Below are 19,787 nucleotides of genomic sequence, written 5' to 3'. Positions count from 1 at the left end.
ACTGAATCGACATAGACAAAATGAGCACTTATGCAAATATTTGTCTATATTTTTAGTTATAGTTAATTACTCTTTGAGGGGTTTTTTATTGTCTAAAAATCACAATGAATGATGCATAGATTATACTGCGAAAAAAATTTAGGAAAATAAGATGGAAAATCGCTTCATTCATGCATTTGTTTATGCACTTTCGGGGGCTGTTTTAGGACTTATTTTGATTCCAGTTTGGGGACTCTATATCAATACACAGAGCAATCCCATCAACATCATATTGGCAGCATCACTCTTTTTTGGCATTTGGGGTTTCATCTTTCCCCATAGTGTCAAAAATATTTTTATGTTTTTGTGGCATTGGTTTAAATAATCACAACATCCCTACACTGCAAAACTTTCGCACTTTTTAGCAGTGCTGAGCAATCTTCGTTATAATCCCCTCACCTTCCCATACGAAAAAACCATGTCTGAAGCGCTGATTAATTCCCCTGTCAAACACTGGTGCGAATTTGAGTTTATCTCCAAAACTGTAAAAAATCCGAATATCCATATTAAAGGCAATTACTCGTATTATTCAGCTTATTGGGATCAAGGCTTTGAGCGTTGTGTAGTACGTTATTTGCACGACAAACCCGCCACAGCAGAAAAACCAATTGATCAGCTCTATATTGGTAATTTTGTCTGCTTTGGTGCGGAATGTGTGATTATGATGGGCGGCAATCAATTGCATCGCAGTGACTGGATTGCGGCTTTTCCGTTTGATACTCGCAGCTTTGTTGCCGCAGGTGATACTAAAATTGGCGATGGTTGCTGGATTGGTAGTCGTGCCATGATTATGCAAGGCGTTGAATTAGGCGAAGGTGCAATTGTGGCTACAGGTGCAGTGGTTACGCAAGATGTACCACCTTATGCCATTGTGGCGGGCGTACCTGCTAAAGTGATTAAACACCGTTTTAATGCAGCTGAAATTTCCGACATTCTGGCACTAAAACTGTATGATTTAGATGAAAAATATCTGCTACAAATACGAGAACAATTGCAGACAGATGACGTTAAAAAACTGGTGGAATTTTTTAAAAATCAGCACAACAATAAGGACTAAAACTTTAGTTGAATTTCAAGCACAGCGTCATAATTTCATGCTAAATTAAGGTGAAATAAGGACTTACAGCACTCAATTATCTTTATGAAATTACTGGGTTTTATTCTCTATAAATTCAGCGTAAGATAAGACAGGACTCAGAGCGAATATTTTATTAAAGTATTGAAATTACAATAAGGAGAAACACTCATGGCTTACCAAAACATCCTCGTACCAGTGGACGGTTCTGAAACTTCTTTTGCTGCTGTTGCAAAAGCTGCTGAACTTGCAAAAGCATTTGGTAGTAAAATTACTGTGGTTCAAGTACTTACTCTTGACCCATACATTGCTGCAGAATACATCACAGCAAACCAAACCAATGACTTAATTGAACGTGCGCGTGCTTCTATCGTAAAAACCTTAGAAGAAGCGAAACAAAAATTCACTGAGCAAGGTGTTGAAGCTGAAACTAAATTACTTGAAGGTCAAGTCATTGCACGTGAAATCAGCAATGCTGCGAAAGAGTTAAATGCTGACCTGATCGTGATCGGTTCTCATGGCCGTACTGGCTTGAAAAAATTATTCTTAGGTAGTGTTGCTCAAAGCATTTTAAGCGAAGGCACAACACCTGTACTTGTGGTACGCCAATAAGTTTCTTGTTCCTCATTTCTACGGAAATGGGGAACTTTTCGCTTCTTCCTTTCTTTTTCACATCTTCGTGCACTTAAAACTATACTGTTTTTCACTTCAACAATTTCCTTAAATCGCTTTCCTGACGGCATAATAAATCATCTACTTAACCTTTGTTTTCTTCCCTCTTGTTTCTTCAACGACTCAAGTTCGCCATTGGTATTGTTTTAAATTTACTCTACCTTCAAGCACAACTATGTTTTCAGCCATTAACTTTAATGCCTGCTCATTCTCTCCCTGAGTATTCAACTTACTTAGGCTAATTTTGCCTTGTGCATTAATCACCCTATGCCACGGTACTTGATGATCTGCCGACAAATGCTTTAAGACATAACCCACTAATCGCGCATGTTTGGGTAAACCCGCCAATGCCGCCACTTGTCCATAAGTTGCTACATGCCCTTTAGGAATTAGACACACCACGGCTAAAATCTGTTGTGCTAATTCATCGCTGGGTTTTGTAATAGGTATATTTGACTTCATAAACAGCCTGATTTCCTGCAATTGTTAAAAAGAAAAAGGAGTGAATCAATCACTCCTTTTATCATAATCATACAAGTTTAAGTCACTTATATTGCGGCATTGAAGGTGTCACAATCGTTAATCAAGCCTGACTTTAAGCCTGTTTGGAACCATTGCACACGCTGCGCACTAGTACCATGCGTGAAGCTATCAGGTACGACTTGTCCACGTGCACGTTTTTGCAAGTAATCATCCCCAATTTTATGTGCAGCGTCCATCGCTTCTTCAATATCGCCCTGTTCTAAGAATTGAGTACGTTGATGGTTGTGATGCGCCCACACACCCGATAAACAGTCTGCCTGTAATTCTTGACGAACTGAAAGCTGGTTGCCCTGCACGTCACTGACTTGCTGACGTGCTTTATACACTTGTTCAGAAATGCCTAAAATGGTTTGAATATGATGTCCAACTTCATGTGCCACCACGTAAGCTTGTGCAAAATCACCAGCCTGATCGTTTCGGCTAAGTTCAGTCTGATTTTGCTCTCCACCAATCCCCATTTGCTGACGCATGGCTTGGAAGAATGAAGTATCAATATATACTTTTTGATCGGCAGGGCAATAAAATGGCCCCATGGCAGATTGTGCAGTACCACAACCCGAATTCACCACGCCCGTAAACAGTACCAGTTTAGGTGGAATATATTGGCTATTTAACTGCTGCTGAAACACTTGTGACCAGGTGTCTTCAGTATCTGCCAAAACAGTACCTACAAACTCAATGGCTTCTTGCTGCTCAGGGCTTGGGTTATCTAAACCTTTGGTTTCAGCACTTTGTGCATGTGAGGTGACTTGCTTAGTTGCCTGATAAGCAGATTGAGGGTCGACCCCAAAGAACTTCCATGCAACAAAGGCCACCACCAAGCCCAAGATACTGATACCGCCCGCTTTTGCTCCACCGCCACCACGGCGGTCTTCTACATTCGTACTAACTCGACGACCTTTCCAACGCATTATTCTTATCCTTTCTCAATTTTTTGAATGATAGTTCATTCTAAATATAGTCTAAGTCTTGAAGCAGGGCTTATTGACTCTGTTTAGACTTTGGCCATACTTTTTGAATCAGTGTAACCACAATCACAACCAATACACCCGCTAAAATACCCACCGCAAAATTCATTAAGGTTGGCGTTACAGCCCCTACAATGCTGCCCATAGTTGGGATGTCTTGAACATACTCTACTGTATCTTCTGTGAAATGGTGCACAAATGGAATAGCATGATTGATAATACCACCACCCACTAAAAACATGGCAGCAGTCCCAACAACCGACAAAGTTTTCATTAATATCGGGGCGAATGCCAATAAGCCACGACCAATACGTTGTTTAAAATTAGATGGTTGTTCAGTCAGATGTAAACCAATGTCATCAATTTTGACAATAAATGCAACTAAGCCATAGACCCCAACGGTCATGGCAATGGCAATTACGCTTAATACGGTCACTTTGGTTAAGAAACTGGCGGCTGCGACTGTACCTAATGAAATCACCACAATTTCAGCCGATAGAATAAAGTCAGTACGCACTGCACCTTTAATTTTTTCATTTTCAAAACGAGCAAGGTCTTGCTCAGTCTGAATCAATTCTAATTGCGCTTCTGCGGCAGTTTTTGCTTTTTTGTGCTGTAGGGTGTGCATGATCTTTTCAACACCCTCATAGCTTAAGAACAACCCACCAATGACCAATAATGGATTAATCAACCATGCGGCAACCACGCTAATGAGCAGTGCCAACGGTACTAAAATCAATTTATTAACAAAAGAGCCCTTAGCTACCCGCCACACTACAGGTAACTCACGATCTGCACGCACACCACTGACCTGCTGCGCATTCAATGCCAGATCATCACCTAATACCCCTGCTGTTTTTTTAGCAGCCATTTTACTCATGACGGCTACATCATCTAAAACGGTTGCAATGTCATCTAATAAAAGTAATAAGCTGCTCGCCATTGCTTTGTTATCCTTATGCGATTTTCTATCTATTTTAAAACTGTACGCAAATAAACTCTGTATTTACTTCATTAATTTTTTAAACGAATTCAATTCAATCTGTTTAAGGAAGTGACATTGAAAAATGTTATGCCTTACAATGTAGCAATTCATCGGTACATAGATGTCGTAGATACGACTTGGAATAAAAAATGAGTAATCAAGATAATCGTCCTGTGATTTTGACGGGCGATCGTCCGACTGGACAGCTACATTTAGGTCACTTTGTGGGTTCTTTACGTTCACGTGTAGGTTTACAAGACTCGCATCATCAACATCTGTTACTTGCCGATGCTCAAGCCCTGACCGATAACGCCGATAACTTTGAAAAAGTACGTCGTAATATTATTGAAGTTGCTACCGATTATTTAGCTGTAGGCATTGACCCAACCAAGACCACCATTTGCGTGCAATCTTGTTTGCCTGCGCTAAACGAACTCACCATGTTGTATTTAAACTTCGTGACTGTGGCACGTTTAGAGCGTAACCCAACCATTAAATCTGAAATTCAGATGCGTGGTTTTGAGCGTGATATTCCTGCAGGTTTCCTCTGCTACCCTGTGGCACAGGCAGCCGATATTACAGCATTTAAAGCGACTGTGGTGCCAGTCGGTGAAGATCAGATTCCAATGATTGAACAGACCAATGAAATTGTACGTCGTGTGAATCGTCAGATTGGACAAGACCTGTTACCTGAATGTCAGGCTTTATTATCTAATATGGGTCGCTTACCAGGTTTTGATGGCAAAGCTAAAATGTCTAAATCTTTGGGCAATACCATTGTGTTAGACGCCACTGACAAAGACATTAAAAAAGCGGTGAATGCCATGTACACCGACCCAAATCACCTGCGTATTGAAGACCCAGGTCAGGTTGAAGGCAACGTGGTATTTACCTATTTAGATGCGTTTGACACCAATAAAGAAGAGCTTGAAGAACTGAAAGCGCATTATCGTCGTGGTGGTTTGGGCGATGGTACCGTGAAAAAGCGTTTAGAAGGTATTTTAAAAGAATTGATTGGCCCTATCCGTGAACGTCGTATCGAGTTGGCAAAAGACCCAGATTACATTATGGACATTTTGAAATCGGGTACAGACAAATGCCGTGATATTACTCAGCAAACTTTAGACGAAGTGAAAGCTGGATTAGGCGTTTTCCGCTTCTAAATCAACTCCCCTAAACACCTGTTTTATCACGTATTATTTAAACACAAAGCCTCTAATTTACTAAAATTAGAGGCTTTTTTATTTCTGCAAAACCTTCAAAATCTCGTGATTTTACTCACACAAAACACTTATTAGTTACGTTACTTAACATCACGTAACTCGAATACTGAGGAAAAGTATTCAGGTTTTGCTTATGATAATCACATGCTTTAGGAGCAATCCTAATTTCATAACATTTCTCCTTTACCGAAACTGTGTATGCAGATTCGTAGTTCCTACGCAATGATCACCCCAATCATTGCGTATTTTTTTGTCTGAATTATCGCCTTGATACCTGCATATACCTAAACTTTTAGCAAATTGTATACATCACAACTGAATCTTTATTAGAGGTAATACAGGACTCAACAGCATCATTGCAAAATTCTACTTGAAGCCAACGGTATTCCAATTAAAGTAACTCTATTCTGTTGTACAGCTTTAAATGTGATGCCCTTATTTATGTCTGGACTCATCCGAACTATTCAGCGTATCAGTCAAATTGGACTCTTGATGACGATTTCCACTTACGCACAAGTACACGCCTTGGTGGTGATACCAGACCACCCTATTCAGCATGTTTTGCATGAGTCGCTAAAACTGCCTAACACAAATTCACATAAACCTAATCTGCACAAGCATCACATTGCAAAAATGCGCATCATGCACATTGATTTAGATTATGTGTTTGACAGCGACAAAGCCCAACAAAAGCGAAATATACAAGCCTTAATTCAACGTATTAATGCCATTCAGCCCAATACCATTTTTTTGCAGGCTTTTGCCGACCCAGATGCCAATGGTTCAGCCGATCAGGTTTATTTTGAGAACCGCCATGTACCAGTGCGGGATAATTTGTTTCAACAGGTGCATCAACAAATTCGTGACAAAACTCAGGTTCAGCAAGTCTATGCTTGGCTGCCTGTACTGGCTTGGGAATTACCTAAAGCTCAAGATTTAAACTATGTAGAACATCGTCAAGGCGGGCAAAAAGGCTATATTCGCCTTTCTCCTTTTGAACAGAAAAACTTGGCAATTATTGTCGATATTTTCCGTGATTTTATTCAGCACAACCCTGTAGATGGTGTGCTGTACCATGATGATATTACCTTGTCAGATTATGAAGATTCTTCGGCTTTAGCACGTAAGTACTATCAAGAATGGGGCTTTTCAAAACGAATTTTCAACAATATTCGACACCCTTCGCAGGGACGTTTAGCCAAACACAAAACTGCATATTTGGATCAATTGGCAGCGGGTATCACCCAAGTTTTAAAGCAATACCAACCGAATTTATTGGTTGCTCGGAACATGTATGCACCTGTGGTGCTTCAACCACAAAGCGAACAGTGGTTTTCACAATCCATGCCAAGTACCTACCGTTATTATGATTACAACGCAATTATGGCCATGCCCTATATGGAACAAGCTAAAGATCACAAAAAATTCTATTTAGATTTAATTCGACATGCAAAAAAATACGACCCAAATTTGGATCGTACTATTTTTGAGGCTCTAGACTAGCAGAATAGATATGTTAGTCTAGAGCCTTATAAAATATTACTTATTACATAATTTTTACTTAATTAATTGATTAAAAAAACTTTATATTTCAATTATTGCACGCTTTCACACATAAAAAATCCCCTTTTACGGGGATTAAATCGATCATTATGTTCTGCTTAATAGGCAATCTAATGATTGAATGATCTGTTAATTAGATTGCCGAAATTTAGCTTAAGCCAAACCTTTTTCCTTAAGTACTTGCAGCATGGTAGAACCTAATTCTGCAGGACTACGTGTATATGCCATTCCCGCTCGCTCAAAGGCAGCAAACTTTTCTTCTGCTGTGCCTTTACCGCCTGAAATAATTGCACCCGCATGCCCCATACGCTTGCCTTTTGGTGCAGTCACACCTGCAATATAACCCACTACAGGTTTGCTGACATTGGACTGAATATATTCAGCAGCCTCTTCTTCTGCCGTTCCGCCAATCTCACCAATCATAATAATGGCATCAGTATCTGGGTCATCTTGGAATAATTTTAAAGCATCAATCTGATTCATTCCTGGAATTGGATCCCCTCCAATACCAATACAAGTCGATTGTCCAAGTCCAAGTTTTGTAGTTTGAGCTACCGCTTCATACGTCAGCGTACCTGAACGTGAAATAATTCCAATACGGCCTGGTTGATGAATATGTCCTGGCATAATGCCAATTTTACATTCGCCTGGTGTAATCACGCCTGGACAATTCGGCCCAACTAAACGTGTTCCATTGCTATTGGTTTCCAAATAGCGCTTAGCCTTGAGCATGTCGATGGTTGGCACGCCTTCTGTAATCACGACAATTAAACCTACGCCTGAATCTACAGCTTCCACAATCGAATCTAGAACAAATGGTGCTGGTACATAAATCACGGATGCATCTGCAGCTGTTTCACGTACCGCTTCTTTCATAGTGTTAAACACGGGTAATTCTAAATGTGTTTGACCACCTTTACCTGGCGTGACCCCACCCACCACTTTCGTGCCATAGTCGAGTGCTTGTGCTGAGTGAAAAGTCCCGTTCTTACCCGTAAAACCCTGAACCAATACTTTGGTGTTTTTATCAATTAATACGCTCATGCCTGATTCTCCTTAAGCTTTCACTGCAGCAACAATTTTTTCTGCAGCATCGGACAAGCCATTTGCAGAAATAAGTTTTAATCCTGATTCATCTAGTAATTTAGCACCTAGCTCTGAGTTGTTTCCTTCTAAACGAACCACCACAGGCACAGTAACATTTACCTCTTGAACCGCTGCAATAATTGCTTCTGCAATCATGTCACAACGTACAATTCCACCAAAAATATTGATTAACACGCCTTTGACTGAGTGATCTGCCAAAATAATTTTAAAGGCTTCAATCACACGCTCTTTGGTTGCACCACCACCTACATCTAAGAAGTTCGCAGGCTGGCCACCATACAACTTAATAATATCCATCGTTGCCATTGCCAAGCCCGCACCATTGACCATACAGCCAATGTTGCCTTCCAAAGCTACATAGTTCAGGTCAAATTCTGAAGCACGCAATTCACGCTCATTTTCTTGTGACTTATCTCGCAGCGCCAATACCTCAGGTAAACGGTACAACGCATTAGAGTCAATTCCGACTTTAGCATCGACACATAAAATCTCACCATTTTCGCGCACTGAAAGTGGATTAATTTCAAACAATGCAAAATCATTATCAATAAATGCCTGATAAGCCGCAGTCATAATTTTTACAAACTGAGTGATTTGGCTATCTTTTAGTTTTAAGGCGAAAGCAACTTCTCGCGCCTGAAATGGCAATAACCCCACCAATGGATCGACTTCTACTTTAATAATTTTTTCAGGGGTTTCTTCTGCGACTTTTTCAATTTCAACCCCACCTTCGGTAGATGCCATAAAGGTGACACGACGGCTTGAACGATCTACCACAGCACCTAAGTACAATTCGCGCTCTACAGGATAGACATCTTCTGCAACCAAAATACTGTTTACCGGCTGACCATAAGCATCAGTTTGATAAGTGACCAAGCGTGTACCAATAATTTCATTGGCATAGTCTGCAGCTTCCTGTGCAGATTTCACCACTTTTACACCACCCGCTTTACCACGGCCACCCGCATGTACTTGCGCCTTCATTACGGCAAATTTTCCGCCCAGTTGCTCAAAAGCTTGCACAGCTTCTACTGCTGTCGTGGCCAAGATTCCTTCCTGAACAGGCATGCCATATTTTTTTAATAGCGCTTTCGCTTGATACTCATGTAAATTCATTGACTAACCTTTTACTACTTCTTTTATTCAGTTCTCACCACCCGCATCAAATCTGGGTTTGATCTTGGTCTTCCATGGTGGTGCTATTTTCTATGCTCTTTATTTTTAGATGATTATTCCCACAAACACAACCATCAAATGTAAAAAGAGCGGCCTAAGCCGCTCTTTTTAGTGTTATTTGCGTTTACGCTGAATCGCGTGAATCGCACGCCCATCCACCGCTAAAGCAGCTTCATGCACTACTTCAGAGAAAGTTGGATGACCAAATGTCATTAATTGTAAATCTTCAACTGAAGATACAAATTCAAGGGCAATCATACCTTGGTGAACAATGTCAGACGCTGCAGGGCCAATTACATGCATGCCCAATAGACGATCTGTTTTTGCATCTGCTACAAACTTCACAAAGCCTGCACCTTCACCAGCAGCTAAAGCACGACCATTTACAGCGAAACCGAATTGACCAGTTTTCACTTCATGACCTTTTTCTTTGGCTTGCTCTTCAGTTAAACCTACCCACGCCGCTTCAGGGTGTGTGTAAATCACTGAAATGATGGTATCGTAGTTCACTTGTGCAGCATGGCCATGAATACGCTCAACAGCCATCACGCCTTCTTCCATTGCTTTATGTGCAAGCATTGGACCACGCACCAAGTCACCAATTGCATATACACCTTCAACAGAAGTTGCACACCAATCGTTCACTTCAACTAAACCACGTTCAGTCAGTTTAATACCACAGTCATCAGCCAATAAGCCTTCTGCATAAGCACGACGACCTACACAAACGATTAACTTGTCAAAAGTTTGTTCTTTGTCTTCGCCGCCTTGGGTATATTTAACTGTAACTTCACGACCGTTAATTTCAGTACCTGCAACTTTTGCACCGATACGGATGTCCATACCTTGCTTAGTCAACAGTTTTTGGTAGTCTTTAGCCAATGCTTTGTCAGCCATTGGTAAGAATGCATCCATTGCTTCAAATACTACAACTTCTGCACCCAAACGACGCCATACTGAACCAAGCTCAAGACCAATGACACCTGCACCAATCACACCTAAACGCTTAGGTACTTCAGGGAACTCAAGTGCACCTGTTGAATCAACAATCAGGTCTTGATCTACTGGCGCTACAGGAATGTTAACTGGTACAGAACCTGTCGCAAGAATGACATATTTAGGCTCTAGAACCTGAGTTTCACCTTCGTGAGAAACAAACTCAACTTTCTTGCCAGCAAGTAATTTACCTGTACCTTTTAACCACTCAATACCGTTACCTTTTAATAACTGATCAATACCGCCAGTCAATTGGTCAACGATTTTGTCTTTACGTGCTAAAAGTTTTGCAAGGTCAAACTGTACTTCGCCTGTGGTGATACCGTGATCAGCCAAGTGATGCACTGTATCTTCATAACGATGTGAAGAATCAAGTAATGCTTTAGATGGGATACAACCCACGTTTAAGCATGTACCACCTAAAGATGGTTTGCCTTTATGAATACGTTTTTCGATACACGCAACTTTAAAACCAAGTTGTGCAGCACGAATTGCCGCTTCATAACCACCTGGGCCACCGCCAATAACAACAAGATCAAATTGTTGAGACATTTTTATCTCCAAAAATGGGCTTAGAGGATCGCTCCAAGCCCACTGATTTATTCTTTAGAATTAAAGGTCAAGGATGAGTTTAGCTGGTTCTTCTAACAATTCTTTGATTGTTACAAGGAAACCTACAGCTTCTTTACCATCAATTAAACGGTGGTCATAAGAAAGCGCTAAATACATCATTGGCAAGATTTCTACTTGGCCATTAACTGCCATAGGACGCTCTTGGATTTTGTGCATACCCAAAATTGCAGTTTGTGGCGTATTTAGAATTGGAGTAGACAACAATGAACCGAAAGTACCACCGTTAGTAATGGTGAATGTACCGCCAGTCATGTCTTCAATACCCAACTTACCGTCACGTGCTTTGTAAGCATAGTCACGGATGCCGTTTTCTACTTCAGCGTAGTTCATACGGTCTGTATCACGTAATACAGGAACCACTAGACCACGGTCAGAAGAAACAGCTACACCGATGTCGTAGTAACCGTGATACACGATGTTATCGCCATCAATTGAAGCGTTTACAGCTGGATAACGCTTAAGTGCTTCAGTTGCAGCTTTCACAAAGAAAGACATAAAGCCTAGACGTGCACCATGACGTTTTTCAAACGCATCTTTATATTGTGCACGCATTTCCATAATTGGCTTCATGTTCACTTCGTTAAACGTAGTCAACATTGCAGTTTCTTGAGTCGCTGCAAGTAAACGCTCAGCAACACGCTTACGTAAACGTGTCATAGGAACACGTTTCTCAATACGCTCACCTACCGCAACGCTTAATGGCGCAGCTGCAGCAGCAGGTTTAGTTTGATGATTTGCAACATCTTCTTTAGTGATACGACCACCACGACCTGTACCCGCTACGTCTGCAGCATTGATACCTGTTTCAGTCAAGGCTTTACGTACTGCTGGCGCTTGGTCAGCAACAGGTTGTGCACGCTCAACAACAGGTGCAGCACCCGCTTCAGTTTGTGCTGCAGCTTGCTCTACCTGACCTTCAGACTGAACTGCTTGAGTTTGAGCCGCACCAGAAACAGCGCCAGCTTCAAATTGAGCAATTACTTCGTCAGAAAGAACAGTGTCGCCTTCGTTTTTAATGATGACAGAGATCGTACCATCTGCAGGAGCGACTACTTCCAAAACAACTTTATCAGTTTCAATGTCACAGATCACTTCATCGCGTGATACTGCTTCACCTGGTTGTTTGTGCCAAGTTGCAATCGTACCGTCTGCAACTGACTCTGGAAATACCGGTGCTTTAATTTCGGTTGCCATTACTTCGAATCTCCTGTTATTCAGCTACGATCGCAAGCGCGTCATTGATGAGCTGAGCTTGTTGTTTTGCATGCAAATATGGTGAACCACACGCTGGTGCTGCAGATGCTTCACGACCCGCATAACTAATACGAATCTGTTTACCAGTTTTCATTACGTCATCATATAAACGTGGCGCGATGAATAACCAAGCACCTTGGTTCTTCGGCTCTTCTTGAGCCCAAACAAGTTCTTTCACGTTTGGATAAGAAGCAAGAACTTCAGCAATACGTTGTTCTGGATATGGATACAACTGTTCAATACGAACAATTGCAGTGTTGTTCAATTCTAATTCACGACGTTTTTCAAGCAAGTCGTAATAAACCTTACCACCACATAGCACTAGACGAGTCACGTCTGACTTGTTGATGTTATCAGTTTCATCAATCACAGTCTGGAATGTACCAGTTGCAAGCTCATCCAAGCTAGACACAGCTAACTTGTGACGAAGTAAAGACTTCGGCGACATGATGATCATTGGCTTACGGATTGGACGAATCGCCTGACGACGTAAAGCGTGGAAAATCTGTGCTGGTGTTGTTGGTGTCATCACTTGCATGTTTTCTTCCGCACAAAGCTGTAAGAAACGCTCTAAACGTGCAGATGAGTGCTCTGGACCCTGACCTTCAAAGCCGTGTGGAAGTAGCATAGTCAAACCACACACACGCTCCCACTTGGTTTCACCAGATGAGATGAACTGGTCAATCACCACTTGAGCACAGTTTGCGAAGTCACCAAATTGTGCTTCCCAAATGATCAAGCTCTTCGGAAGTGTCGTTGCATAACCGTATTCGAATGCCAATACTGCCATTTCAGACAATAAAGAGTCGTAGATTGCAACACGTGGTTGGTTCTCTTTGATATGGCATAACGGAATATAAGTTTTACCATCGACTTGGTTGTGCAATTTTGCGTGACGGTGTGAGAAAGTACCACGACCTACGTCTTCACCAGTCAAACGAACTAAATAGCCTTCATCCAACAAAGTTGCATAAGCTAAAGTTTCAGCTGCACCCCAGTTCAGTGGCATTTCACCCGTTTGCATTTTTAAGCGATCATCAATCACTTTTGCAACTTGGCGCTGCATCACGAAACCTTCTGGAAGTTTACGCATGGTTTGACCAAGTTCTTTCAAACGCTCAACAGGGAAAGTCGTATCCCAAACGTCTATATAGTCATGACCTAAGTACGGAGACCAATCTACAAACATTTTGGTATTTGGCTCAAGTACCAATGCATTCGCAACGTGATTACCCGCTTCTAAATCAGAACGGTAGTCTTCAACCATTTGATCTGCCGCAGCACGATCCAACACACCTTCTTGCACCAATTGGTCAGCATATAAAGTACGTGTTGTGGTCTTTTTGTTGATCACTTGATACATCATTGGCTGAGTTGCTGCTGGCTCGTCAGCTTCGTTGTGACCACGACGACGGTAGCAGAACAAATCAATCACAACGTCTTTACGGAATGTGTGACGGAAATCGTGTGCCAATTGAGATACAAAAATTACAGCTTCAGGGTCATCGCCATTCACATGGAAAATTGGCGCCTGAATCATTTTTGCAATGTCAGTACAGTATTCTGTAGAACGTGCGTCACGTGGGTCAGAAGTTGTGAAACCAACTTGGTTGTTAATCACAATGTGAACTGTACCACCTACGGTATAACCGCGAGTTTGTGACATTTGGAAGGTTTCTTGGTTCACACCTTGACCTGCAAATGCTGCGTCACCGTGTACGATTAATGGCAATACGTCATCACCACCAATGTCTTTACGACGTACTTGGCGTGCACGAACAGAACCTTCAACCACTGGACCAACAATTTCCAAGTGTGATGGGTTAAACGCAAGTGCCAAGTGCACTTCACCACCTGGGGTCATCACGTTAGATGAGAAACCTTGGTGATATTTCACGTCACCCGAACCTTTTTTGTGTAAGCTCTTACCTTCGAACTCACCAAATAGGTCTGCTGGGTTTTTACCCATGATATTCACAAGCAGGTTCAAACGACCACGGTGTGGCATACCAATCACAACTTCTTTACAACCTACAGCACCTGCACGTTGAATAATTTCGTTGACCATTGGGATAAATGATTCGCCGCCTTCTACACCAAAGCGTTTTGCACCCACGTATTTGTTACCTAGATATTTTTCTAGACCTTCAGCTGCTGTTAAGCGCTCAAGTACGTGTTTCTTTTGGTCTGCAGTGAACGTAAATTTACCGCGTGCGCTCTCTAAGCGTTGTTGAATCCAGCGTTTCTCTTTGGTATCAACAATGTGCATGTATTCTGCACCAATTGAACCGCAGTAGATTGACTGCATAGCTTCAACCATTTCACCTAGGGTCGCTTCAGCTTTATCAATCGCCAAGTTACCTGTGTGGAATACCGTGTCTAAATCTGACTTGGTTAAACCATGCGCAGCAAGATCTAAATCTGGCACGTCTTCACGTTTTGCCAAACCTAATGGATCTAATTTTGCTTTTTGGTGACCACGGTTACGGTAAGCTGCAATCAGTTGCAACACGCCAATTTGACGTTGTTCGTGTTCAGAACTCACTGAACCTTGAACAATGGCTTGAACGCGATTTGAATTACGACCTAATAAAAGGAATTGCTCACGTACATTGCTGTGTGGTTGATCACCCTTCGGGAATTTATCGAAATATTCACGCCAATCAGCACCGACTGATTCCGGTGACGTCAAATAATGCTCGTAAAGTTCTTCAATATACGCTGCACTATCAGCGGAAAGTTCAGTGTCAAGACGCAGTGCGTCAGCAACTTCTTGCATTTGTGGACCCATTTCCTATTGCAAAAACATTTTCCAGGATGCTTTTTAAGCAAAACCCATGATTGATAATGTCAAATTGGTAACATGACATTAGTCCCCAGTTGACAAATGTCATGAGGCGTTATCACTACATTAGGAAAACCCAATGTCATTTATGAATCATAACGCCCTCATTGGCATCATCACTCATCTATATACTCGACCCAAGCCGAGCAATTTTTTGCAAAATCGTTTTAGAAAAATGAAGTTCACACACTTCGCTTTTCTAACCCGACTTTTATGCTTTTAGTCTGATTAAATAGCACACTAAACAGCGTTAAAATGTTGATAAAATGTACAAAATTTCAATATTTTTTAAATATAGCGGTTCATTAATCGTAACATGATCTCATAAACCAATTGATTTTTTTGACACATACCTCCTATAAATTGGCGAAATACAGTGATTCTATTTTCATCTAATATATGGTGCTTTATTTAAAAAACAGAAGCAATTTAGACCAAAGTCCAACCCCACTATTTTAGATAAAAGAAAAGAGAGCACATCTCTCAATCTGCCCTCTCAATTACACGTTAAATGATAACATCTAAAAACAAATATTGCAGCTAATCTTGGCATTTGCCTATGCTTTACAACAAAATAGCAGCACTGGATTACAATTGTGTGCAACTTTAGTCGCCTTTTATCGGTTTTTGTCTATTAATCCAGCAGTTATACCTAAAAAATATCAAGCACTCATTTTTTAATCACTTCTTTGCATACTACGTTTATATGTTCGATATTAAAAAACACACCTCGTTATTATTTTACTTTTACAGCAATATTAAGCCATAAAAAAAGCACATCCAAAGATGTGCTTTTTTTTCAACCTTAGCTCGCTTAGCCAGCTTGGTCTAATAACATGTTACGAATGTGACCAATTGCTTTCGTCGGGTTCAAACCTTTCGGACAAACAGACACACAGTTCATGATGCCTTTACAACGGAACAATGAGAATGGGTCGTCAAGACGAGCCAAACGCTCTTGAGTTGCAGTATCACGAGAGTCAATGATGAAGCGGTATGCATTCAACAATGCTGAAGGACCCAAGAACTTGTCTGGGTTCCACCAGAATGATGGGCATGAAGTTGAACAACATGCACAAAGAATACATTCATACAAACCATCAAGGTGTTCACGATCTTCTTGAGACTGTAAACGCTCTTTTGGAGGCGCAGGCTGGTTGTTGATCAAGAATGGATGAATCTTGTTGTACTGATCGTAGAACTGATTCATATCAACAACTAAGTCTTTAATTACTGGAAGACCTGGAAGTGGACGAATCGTAATCACTTCTGGTAAGTCGTTTAGGTTCCAAAGACACGCTAAACCATTTTTACCGTTGATGTTTACACCATCAGAACCACAAATACCTTCACGACATGAACGACGGAACGTTAAAGTTTCATCTTGTACTTTCAATGCAAGAAGCGCATCAAGCAACATACGGTGCTTATCAGTCAATTCAAGCTTAAAAGTTTGCATGTACGGTGCTTTATCCTTATCAGGATCGTAGCGGTAGATATTAAATGTACGAGTACCTCTACTCATCTTACTTCTCCCAATTAGAATGTACGTGGTTTAGGTGGAATAGCAGCTACAGTAAGCGGCTTGTAACGTACTGGTTTGTACTCAAGACGGTTATCTGTAGAGAACCATAAGGTGTGCTTCATCCACTCATCATCACGACGACCATAAGAATAAGTTGGGTGATCTGGTGGTAACTCGAAGTCTACAACCGTATGCGCACCACGACATTCTTTACGTGCAGCAGCTGAGATTAATGTCGCTTTAGCAACTTCATATAAGTTTTCAACTTCTAAAGCTTCTACACGCGCAGTGTTAAATACTTTAGATTTGTCTTTCAAATGAATGTTGCGAACACGTGGTTCAAGCGCAAGAATTTGTTTAACACCTTCTTCAAGCAATGCTGAAGTACGGAATACACCTGCGTGATCTTGAACGATGTTACGAATCGTATCTGCAACTTCTTGAGCGTTTTCACCTGAAGTTGATTCGTCAAGTTTACGAATACGGTTCACAGTGTTTTCAAGAACAGTTGTTGGAAGTGGTTCATACTCACCATCGTGTTGCTTAGTAACATACTCAATGATGTGCTGACCAGCAGCCTTACCAAATACAACCAAGTCAAGCAATGAGTTTGTACCTAAACGGTTTGCACCGTGTACGGATACACATGAACACTCACCAATTGCATAGAAACCTTTTACTGGTTTAGCAAAATCACGGTCGCCCGAGTTTGTTGTATAAGTATCAGTTTCTGCGTTGTAGTTCGCAACCAACTCTTGAGTTTCACGGCTTTCTGGCACAACCACTTGACCATGAATGTTTGTTGGAATACCACCCATTTGATAGTGGATGGTCGGTACTACTGGAATTGGCTCTTTTGTACAGTCAACGTTCGCGAATTTCTTACCAATCTCGAATACAGATGGAAGACGCTTCATAATGGTGTCTGCACCCAAGTGCGTCATATCAAGCAAGATGTAGTCTTTGTTTGGACCACAACCACGACCTTCTTTAATTTCTTGGTCCATAGAACGTGATACGAAGTCACGTGGCGCCAAGTCTTTCAAAGTTGGTGCATAACGCTCCATGAACGGCTCGCCTGAATCGTTACGAAGGATACCACCTTCACCACGACAGCCTTCCGTTAACAATACGCCTGCGCCCGCAACACCCGTAGGGTGGAACTGCCAGAATTCCATATCTTGTAATGGAATACCCGCACGAGCAGCCATACCAAGACCGTCACCAGTGTTGATATATGCGTTTGTAGATGCACGGTAAACACGACCTGCACCACCTGTAGCAAATAATGTCGCTTTCGCTTGGAATACTGCAATTTTGCCAGTTTCTTGGTCAATTGCTGTAACACCAAGTACATCGCCTGCTTCGTTACGGATTAAATCAAGAGCAATCCATTCAACGAAAAATTGAGTACCCATTTTCACGTTGCTTTGATAAAGCGTGTGAAGAAGTGCGTGACCAGTACGGTCAGCTGCAGCACATGCACGCGGCACAGCTTTTTCACCGTAGTTTGCAGAGTGACCACCGAATGGACGTTGGTAAATTGTACCGTCTGCGTTACGGTCAAATGGCATACCCAAGTGTTCTAATTCATAAACCACTTGTGGCGCTTCACGCGTCATGAACTCGATCGCGTCTTGGTCGCCTAACCAGTCAGAACCTTTTACTGTGTCATAAAAGTGGTAGTGCCAGTTATCTTCTTGCATGTTACCAAGAGATGCACCAATACCACCTTGCGCCGCAACAGTGTGCGAACGTGTTGGGAATACTTTGGTCAGTACCGCAACTTTCAAACCCGCTTGAGCAAGCTGGTAAGATGCACGCATACCTGAACCACCACCACCAACGATGACTGCGTCAAAAAATTGGTGTGGAATATTTGTATAATCTTCTTTAGGGTTAATCGCGCCCATGATATTTTCCTATCAATTCGCCCAGAAAATCTGGATAGCCCAGATTGCGTATGCAAAAACAGCAATAATCACTGCTGAAGTCAGCACTAGGCGTAAACCTGAAGCTGAAGGACCCATTTGACGAGTAGTCACATAGTCAGTGAATACTTGCCACATGCCAATCCAAGCGTGTGCAACAAGAGATAAGACTGCCAATAAAGACATAATCTTCATTGGTAATGTCATCATAAAGCCGTACCACTGTTCAAAGTTGAATCCACCGTTAAGAAGAATCCAACCAAATACCACAACGGTATAAACAGCAAGAACTACAGCACTAACACGTTGGATATACCAATCGCGAGAACCTGAACCCGTTAAACCTGTAGCACTTTTCATTAGATTACAATCCATACAAATGCTGCAACGATACCAATTGCAGACAAGATCAATGAAATAGTAGCTGCAATGCGACCGCTTTGCAGTTCTTCTGCAAAACCAAGGTCAGCAAGTAAGTGCTTAATACCAGCAATGAAGTGATAAATTAAGCCGGCTACAAATACCCATACGATAAAGCGCACAAAGAAACCGTTAAAAATTTCTTGAACTTGAGCAAAACCTTCAGGTGAAGACAATGACTTGTCTAACAACCATAAAAGTACCGGTACGAGTAAAAATACGATGACACCAGAAAGACGGTGTAGAATTGATGCAATAGCCACGGGCGATTTTAAGTTTACTTCTAAAACTTGACCCATGGACAAATTGACAGGTCTGTTGCTTTTCACAGCGGGCATCCTGTAAGTAAAAACTCCATCCGGAGTTTGTTGGAATAAATTCGAAGGAAAGCTGGCATTGTCAGGCAAATTCATGCCTAACCTTAAAACGACACTGAATTATAAAACGTCAACTGTCAAAATACAAACAACACAGCTCGGCTTTTTTGCCAAAAATCCTTTAAATAAGAATCATTAACAACAATAAGAAGCAACAACCTGCTTAACTAAATTACAATCATACTTATAACACAATGTTTTTATACAATTTATTTTGCAATAGGCTCTATATATAGCTTTATATCTATTTAGAATATTTAGACTAAAGATAAATTTGCACCTTACTCTCTATCATATCTATTCGTGTCTACAAACATTGAGCACACAGCTTTATCGGACACTCGCATCTTTTACTGTTAAAGCTGTGATACGTTGCTGCAAAGCAACAATTATTGGCTTACTCACACTCGGATAACTTTTATTTATTTATAATCAAAAGACTTAGACTGTTTTAT

The 19,787-nt window shown here is 41.3% G+C and carries 17 protein-coding genes; 5 read left to right on the top strand and 12 right to left on the bottom strand.

All coding sequences use genetic code 11. The annotated features are described in order from the left end of the window. The first annotated feature begins 151 nt into the window (after positions 1–151). The 3 genes from HHA41_RS05770 (at position 152) to HHA41_RS05760 (ending at position 1,726) form a co-directional block, all read left to right on the top strand. A complete protein-coding gene (locus tag HHA41_RS05770) occupies positions 152–364 on the top strand; it encodes a hypothetical protein (protein ID WP_168460920.1) in 213 nt (70 codons plus the stop codon). Between the two features lie 93 nt (positions 365–457). After that, complete coding sequence (locus HHA41_RS05765) at positions 458–1,096, top strand: CatB-related O-acetyltransferase (RefSeq protein WP_168460919.1); 639 nt, start codon at positions 458–460, stop codon at positions 1,094–1,096. A 189-nt stretch (positions 1,097–1,285) separates the two neighbouring features. Further along, positions 1,286–1,726, top strand: coding sequence for a universal stress protein (locus HHA41_RS05760; protein ID WP_168418853.1), 441 nt, complete (start codon positions 1,286–1,288; stop codon positions 1,724–1,726). A gap of 183 nt (positions 1,727–1,909) precedes the next feature. Here the strand turns inward: HHA41_RS05760 and HHA41_RS05755 are convergent, their stop codons facing one another. The 3 genes from HHA41_RS05755 to HHA41_RS05745 form a co-directional block, all read right to left on the bottom strand. Next, a complete protein-coding gene (locus tag HHA41_RS05755) occupies positions 1,910–2,248 on the bottom strand; it encodes an MGMT family protein (protein ID WP_168460918.1) in 339 nt (112 codons plus the stop codon). Between the two features lie 86 nt (positions 2,249–2,334). Then, positions 2,335–3,240: a neutral zinc metallopeptidase gene (locus tag HHA41_RS05750; protein WP_168460916.1), complete on the bottom strand. Its 906-nt coding sequence runs from the start codon at positions 3,238–3,240 to the stop codon at positions 2,335–2,337. Positions 3,241–3,310: 70 nt separating this feature from the next. Beyond that, positions 3,311–4,240 carry a DUF808 domain-containing protein gene (locus HHA41_RS05745; protein WP_168418046.1) on the bottom strand — a complete coding sequence of 310 codons (930 nt, stop codon included), beginning with the start codon at positions 4,238–4,240 and terminating at the stop codon, positions 3,311–3,313. A gap of 191 nt (positions 4,241–4,431) precedes the next feature. Here HHA41_RS05745 and trpS point away from each other — a divergent pair, with 191 nt between their 5' ends. Both trpS and HHA41_RS05735 read left to right on the top strand, forming a co-directional pair. Continuing rightward, positions 4,432–5,445, top strand: coding sequence for a tryptophan--tRNA ligase (trpS, locus tag HHA41_RS05740; RefSeq protein WP_168460915.1), 1,014 nt, complete (start codon positions 4,432–4,434; stop codon positions 5,443–5,445). A 501-nt stretch (positions 5,446–5,946) separates the two neighbouring features. Continuing rightward, entirely contained in the window at positions 5,947–7,008 is a 1,062-nt protein-coding gene (locus HHA41_RS05735) for a poly-beta-1,6-N-acetyl-D-glucosamine N-deacetylase PgaB (protein WP_252726720.1), read from the top strand. A 213-nt stretch (positions 7,009–7,221) separates the two neighbouring features. On the opposite strand, the gene sucD is transcribed toward HHA41_RS05735, so the two are convergent. From sucD to sdhC, 9 genes are all read right to left on the bottom strand, one after another. Beyond that, positions 7,222–8,112 (bottom strand): succinate--CoA ligase subunit alpha, encoded by an 891-nt coding sequence (gene sucD / locus HHA41_RS05730; RefSeq protein WP_019836778.1) that lies wholly within the window; start codon positions 8,110–8,112, stop codon positions 7,222–7,224. Between the two features lie 12 nt (positions 8,113–8,124). After that, on the bottom strand, positions 8,125–9,291 hold the full coding sequence (sucC, locus tag HHA41_RS05725) for an ADP-forming succinate--CoA ligase subunit beta (protein WP_168418044.1): 1,167 nt from the start codon (positions 9,289–9,291) through the stop codon (positions 8,125–8,127). Positions 9,292–9,465: 174 nt separating this feature from the next. Then, positions 9,466–10,899 (bottom strand): dihydrolipoyl dehydrogenase, encoded by a 1,434-nt coding sequence (gene lpdA, locus HHA41_RS05720; RefSeq protein ID WP_168418043.1) that lies wholly within the window; start codon positions 10,897–10,899, stop codon positions 9,466–9,468. Positions 10,900–10,959: 60 nt separating this feature from the next. Then, entirely contained in the window at positions 10,960–12,174 is a 1,215-nt protein-coding gene (gene odhB, locus HHA41_RS05715; RefSeq protein WP_168460914.1) for a 2-oxoglutarate dehydrogenase complex dihydrolipoyllysine-residue succinyltransferase, read from the bottom strand. A 16-nt stretch (positions 12,175–12,190) separates the two neighbouring features. Continuing rightward, positions 12,191–15,013 carry a 2-oxoglutarate dehydrogenase E1 component gene (locus HHA41_RS05710; RefSeq protein WP_216075688.1) on the bottom strand — a complete coding sequence of 941 codons (2,823 nt, stop codon included), beginning with the start codon at positions 15,011–15,013 and terminating at the stop codon, positions 12,191–12,193. An 880-nt stretch (positions 15,014–15,893) separates the two neighbouring features. Continuing rightward, positions 15,894–16,604: a succinate dehydrogenase iron-sulfur subunit gene (locus HHA41_RS05705; protein WP_096901010.1), complete on the bottom strand. Its 711-nt coding sequence runs from the start codon at positions 16,602–16,604 to the stop codon at positions 15,894–15,896. Between the two features lie 14 nt (positions 16,605–16,618). Then, on the bottom strand, positions 16,619–18,517 hold the full coding sequence (gene sdhA, locus HHA41_RS05700; RefSeq protein WP_168418040.1) for a succinate dehydrogenase flavoprotein subunit: 1,899 nt from the start codon (positions 18,515–18,517) through the stop codon (positions 16,619–16,621). 12 nt (positions 18,518–18,529) lie between these two features. Then, positions 18,530–18,895: a succinate dehydrogenase, hydrophobic membrane anchor protein gene (gene sdhD / locus HHA41_RS05695; protein ID WP_096901012.1), complete on the bottom strand. Its 366-nt coding sequence runs from the start codon at positions 18,893–18,895 to the stop codon at positions 18,530–18,532. After that, entirely contained in the window at positions 18,895–19,293 is a 399-nt protein-coding gene (sdhC, locus tag HHA41_RS05690; protein WP_143228670.1) for a succinate dehydrogenase, cytochrome b556 subunit, read from the bottom strand. The genes sdhD and sdhC overlap by 1 nt, the downstream gene beginning before the upstream one ends. Positions 19,294–19,787 lie beyond the last annotated feature (494 nt).

The organism is Acinetobacter sp. A1 (assembly GCF_012371315.1).
Classification (GTDB): Bacteria; Pseudomonadota; Gammaproteobacteria; order Pseudomonadales; family Moraxellaceae; genus Acinetobacter.
This window is presented reverse-complemented; position numbering and strand designations above follow the sequence as displayed.

Excerpts from the sequence above, each read along its gene's own strand:
- HHA41_RS05705 (WP_096901010.1), bottom strand. The coding sequence starts at position 16,604 with ATGAGTAGAGGTACTCGTACATTTAATATCTACCGCTACGATCCTGAT.
- HHA41_RS05770 (WP_168460920.1), top strand. The coding sequence starts at position 152 with ATGGAAAATCGCTTCATTCATGCATTTGTTTATGCACTTTCGGGGGCT.
- HHA41_RS05710 (WP_216075688.1), bottom strand. The coding sequence starts at position 15,013 with ATGCAAGAAGTTGCTGACGCACTGCGTCTTGACACTGAACTTTCCGCT.
- sucD (WP_019836778.1), bottom strand. The coding sequence starts at position 8,112 with ATGAGCGTATTAATTGATAAAAACACCAAAGTATTGGTTCAGGGTTTT.
- trpS (WP_168460915.1), top strand. The coding sequence starts at position 4,432 with ATGAGTAATCAAGATAATCGTCCTGTGATTTTGACGGGCGATCGTCCG.
- odhB (WP_168460914.1), bottom strand. The coding sequence starts at position 12,174 with ATGGCAACCGAAATTAAAGCACCGGTATTTCCAGAGTCAGTTGCAGAC.
- sdhC (WP_143228670.1), bottom strand. The coding sequence starts at position 19,293 with ATGCCCGCTGTGAAAAGCAACAGACCTGTCAATTTGTCCATGGGTCAA.
- HHA41_RS05765 (WP_168460919.1), top strand. The coding sequence starts at position 458 with ATGTCTGAAGCGCTGATTAATTCCCCTGTCAAACACTGGTGCGAATTT.
- HHA41_RS05735 (WP_252726720.1), top strand. The coding sequence starts at position 5,947 with ATGTCTGGACTCATCCGAACTATTCAGCGTATCAGTCAAATTGGACTC.
- lpdA (WP_168418043.1), bottom strand. The coding sequence starts at position 10,899 with ATGTCTCAACAATTTGATCTTGTTGTTATTGGCGGTGGCCCAGGTGGT.
- sdhD (WP_096901012.1), bottom strand. The coding sequence starts at position 18,895 with ATGAAAAGTGCTACAGGTTTAACGGGTTCAGGTTCTCGCGATTGGTAT.
- HHA41_RS05755 (WP_168460918.1), bottom strand. The coding sequence starts at position 2,248 with ATGAAGTCAAATATACCTATTACAAAACCCAGCGATGAATTAGCACAA.
- HHA41_RS05750 (WP_168460916.1), bottom strand. The coding sequence starts at position 3,240 with ATGCGTTGGAAAGGTCGTCGAGTTAGTACGAATGTAGAAGACCGCCGT.
- sucC (WP_168418044.1), bottom strand. The coding sequence starts at position 9,291 with ATGAATTTACATGAGTATCAAGCGAAAGCGCTATTAAAAAAATATGGC.
- HHA41_RS05760 (WP_168418853.1), top strand. The coding sequence starts at position 1,286 with ATGGCTTACCAAAACATCCTCGTACCAGTGGACGGTTCTGAAACTTCT.
- sdhA (WP_168418040.1), bottom strand. The coding sequence starts at position 18,517 with ATGGGCGCGATTAACCCTAAAGAAGATTATACAAATATTCCACACCAA.
- HHA41_RS05745 (WP_168418046.1), bottom strand. The coding sequence starts at position 4,240 with ATGGCGAGCAGCTTATTACTTTTATTAGATGACATTGCAACCGTTTTA.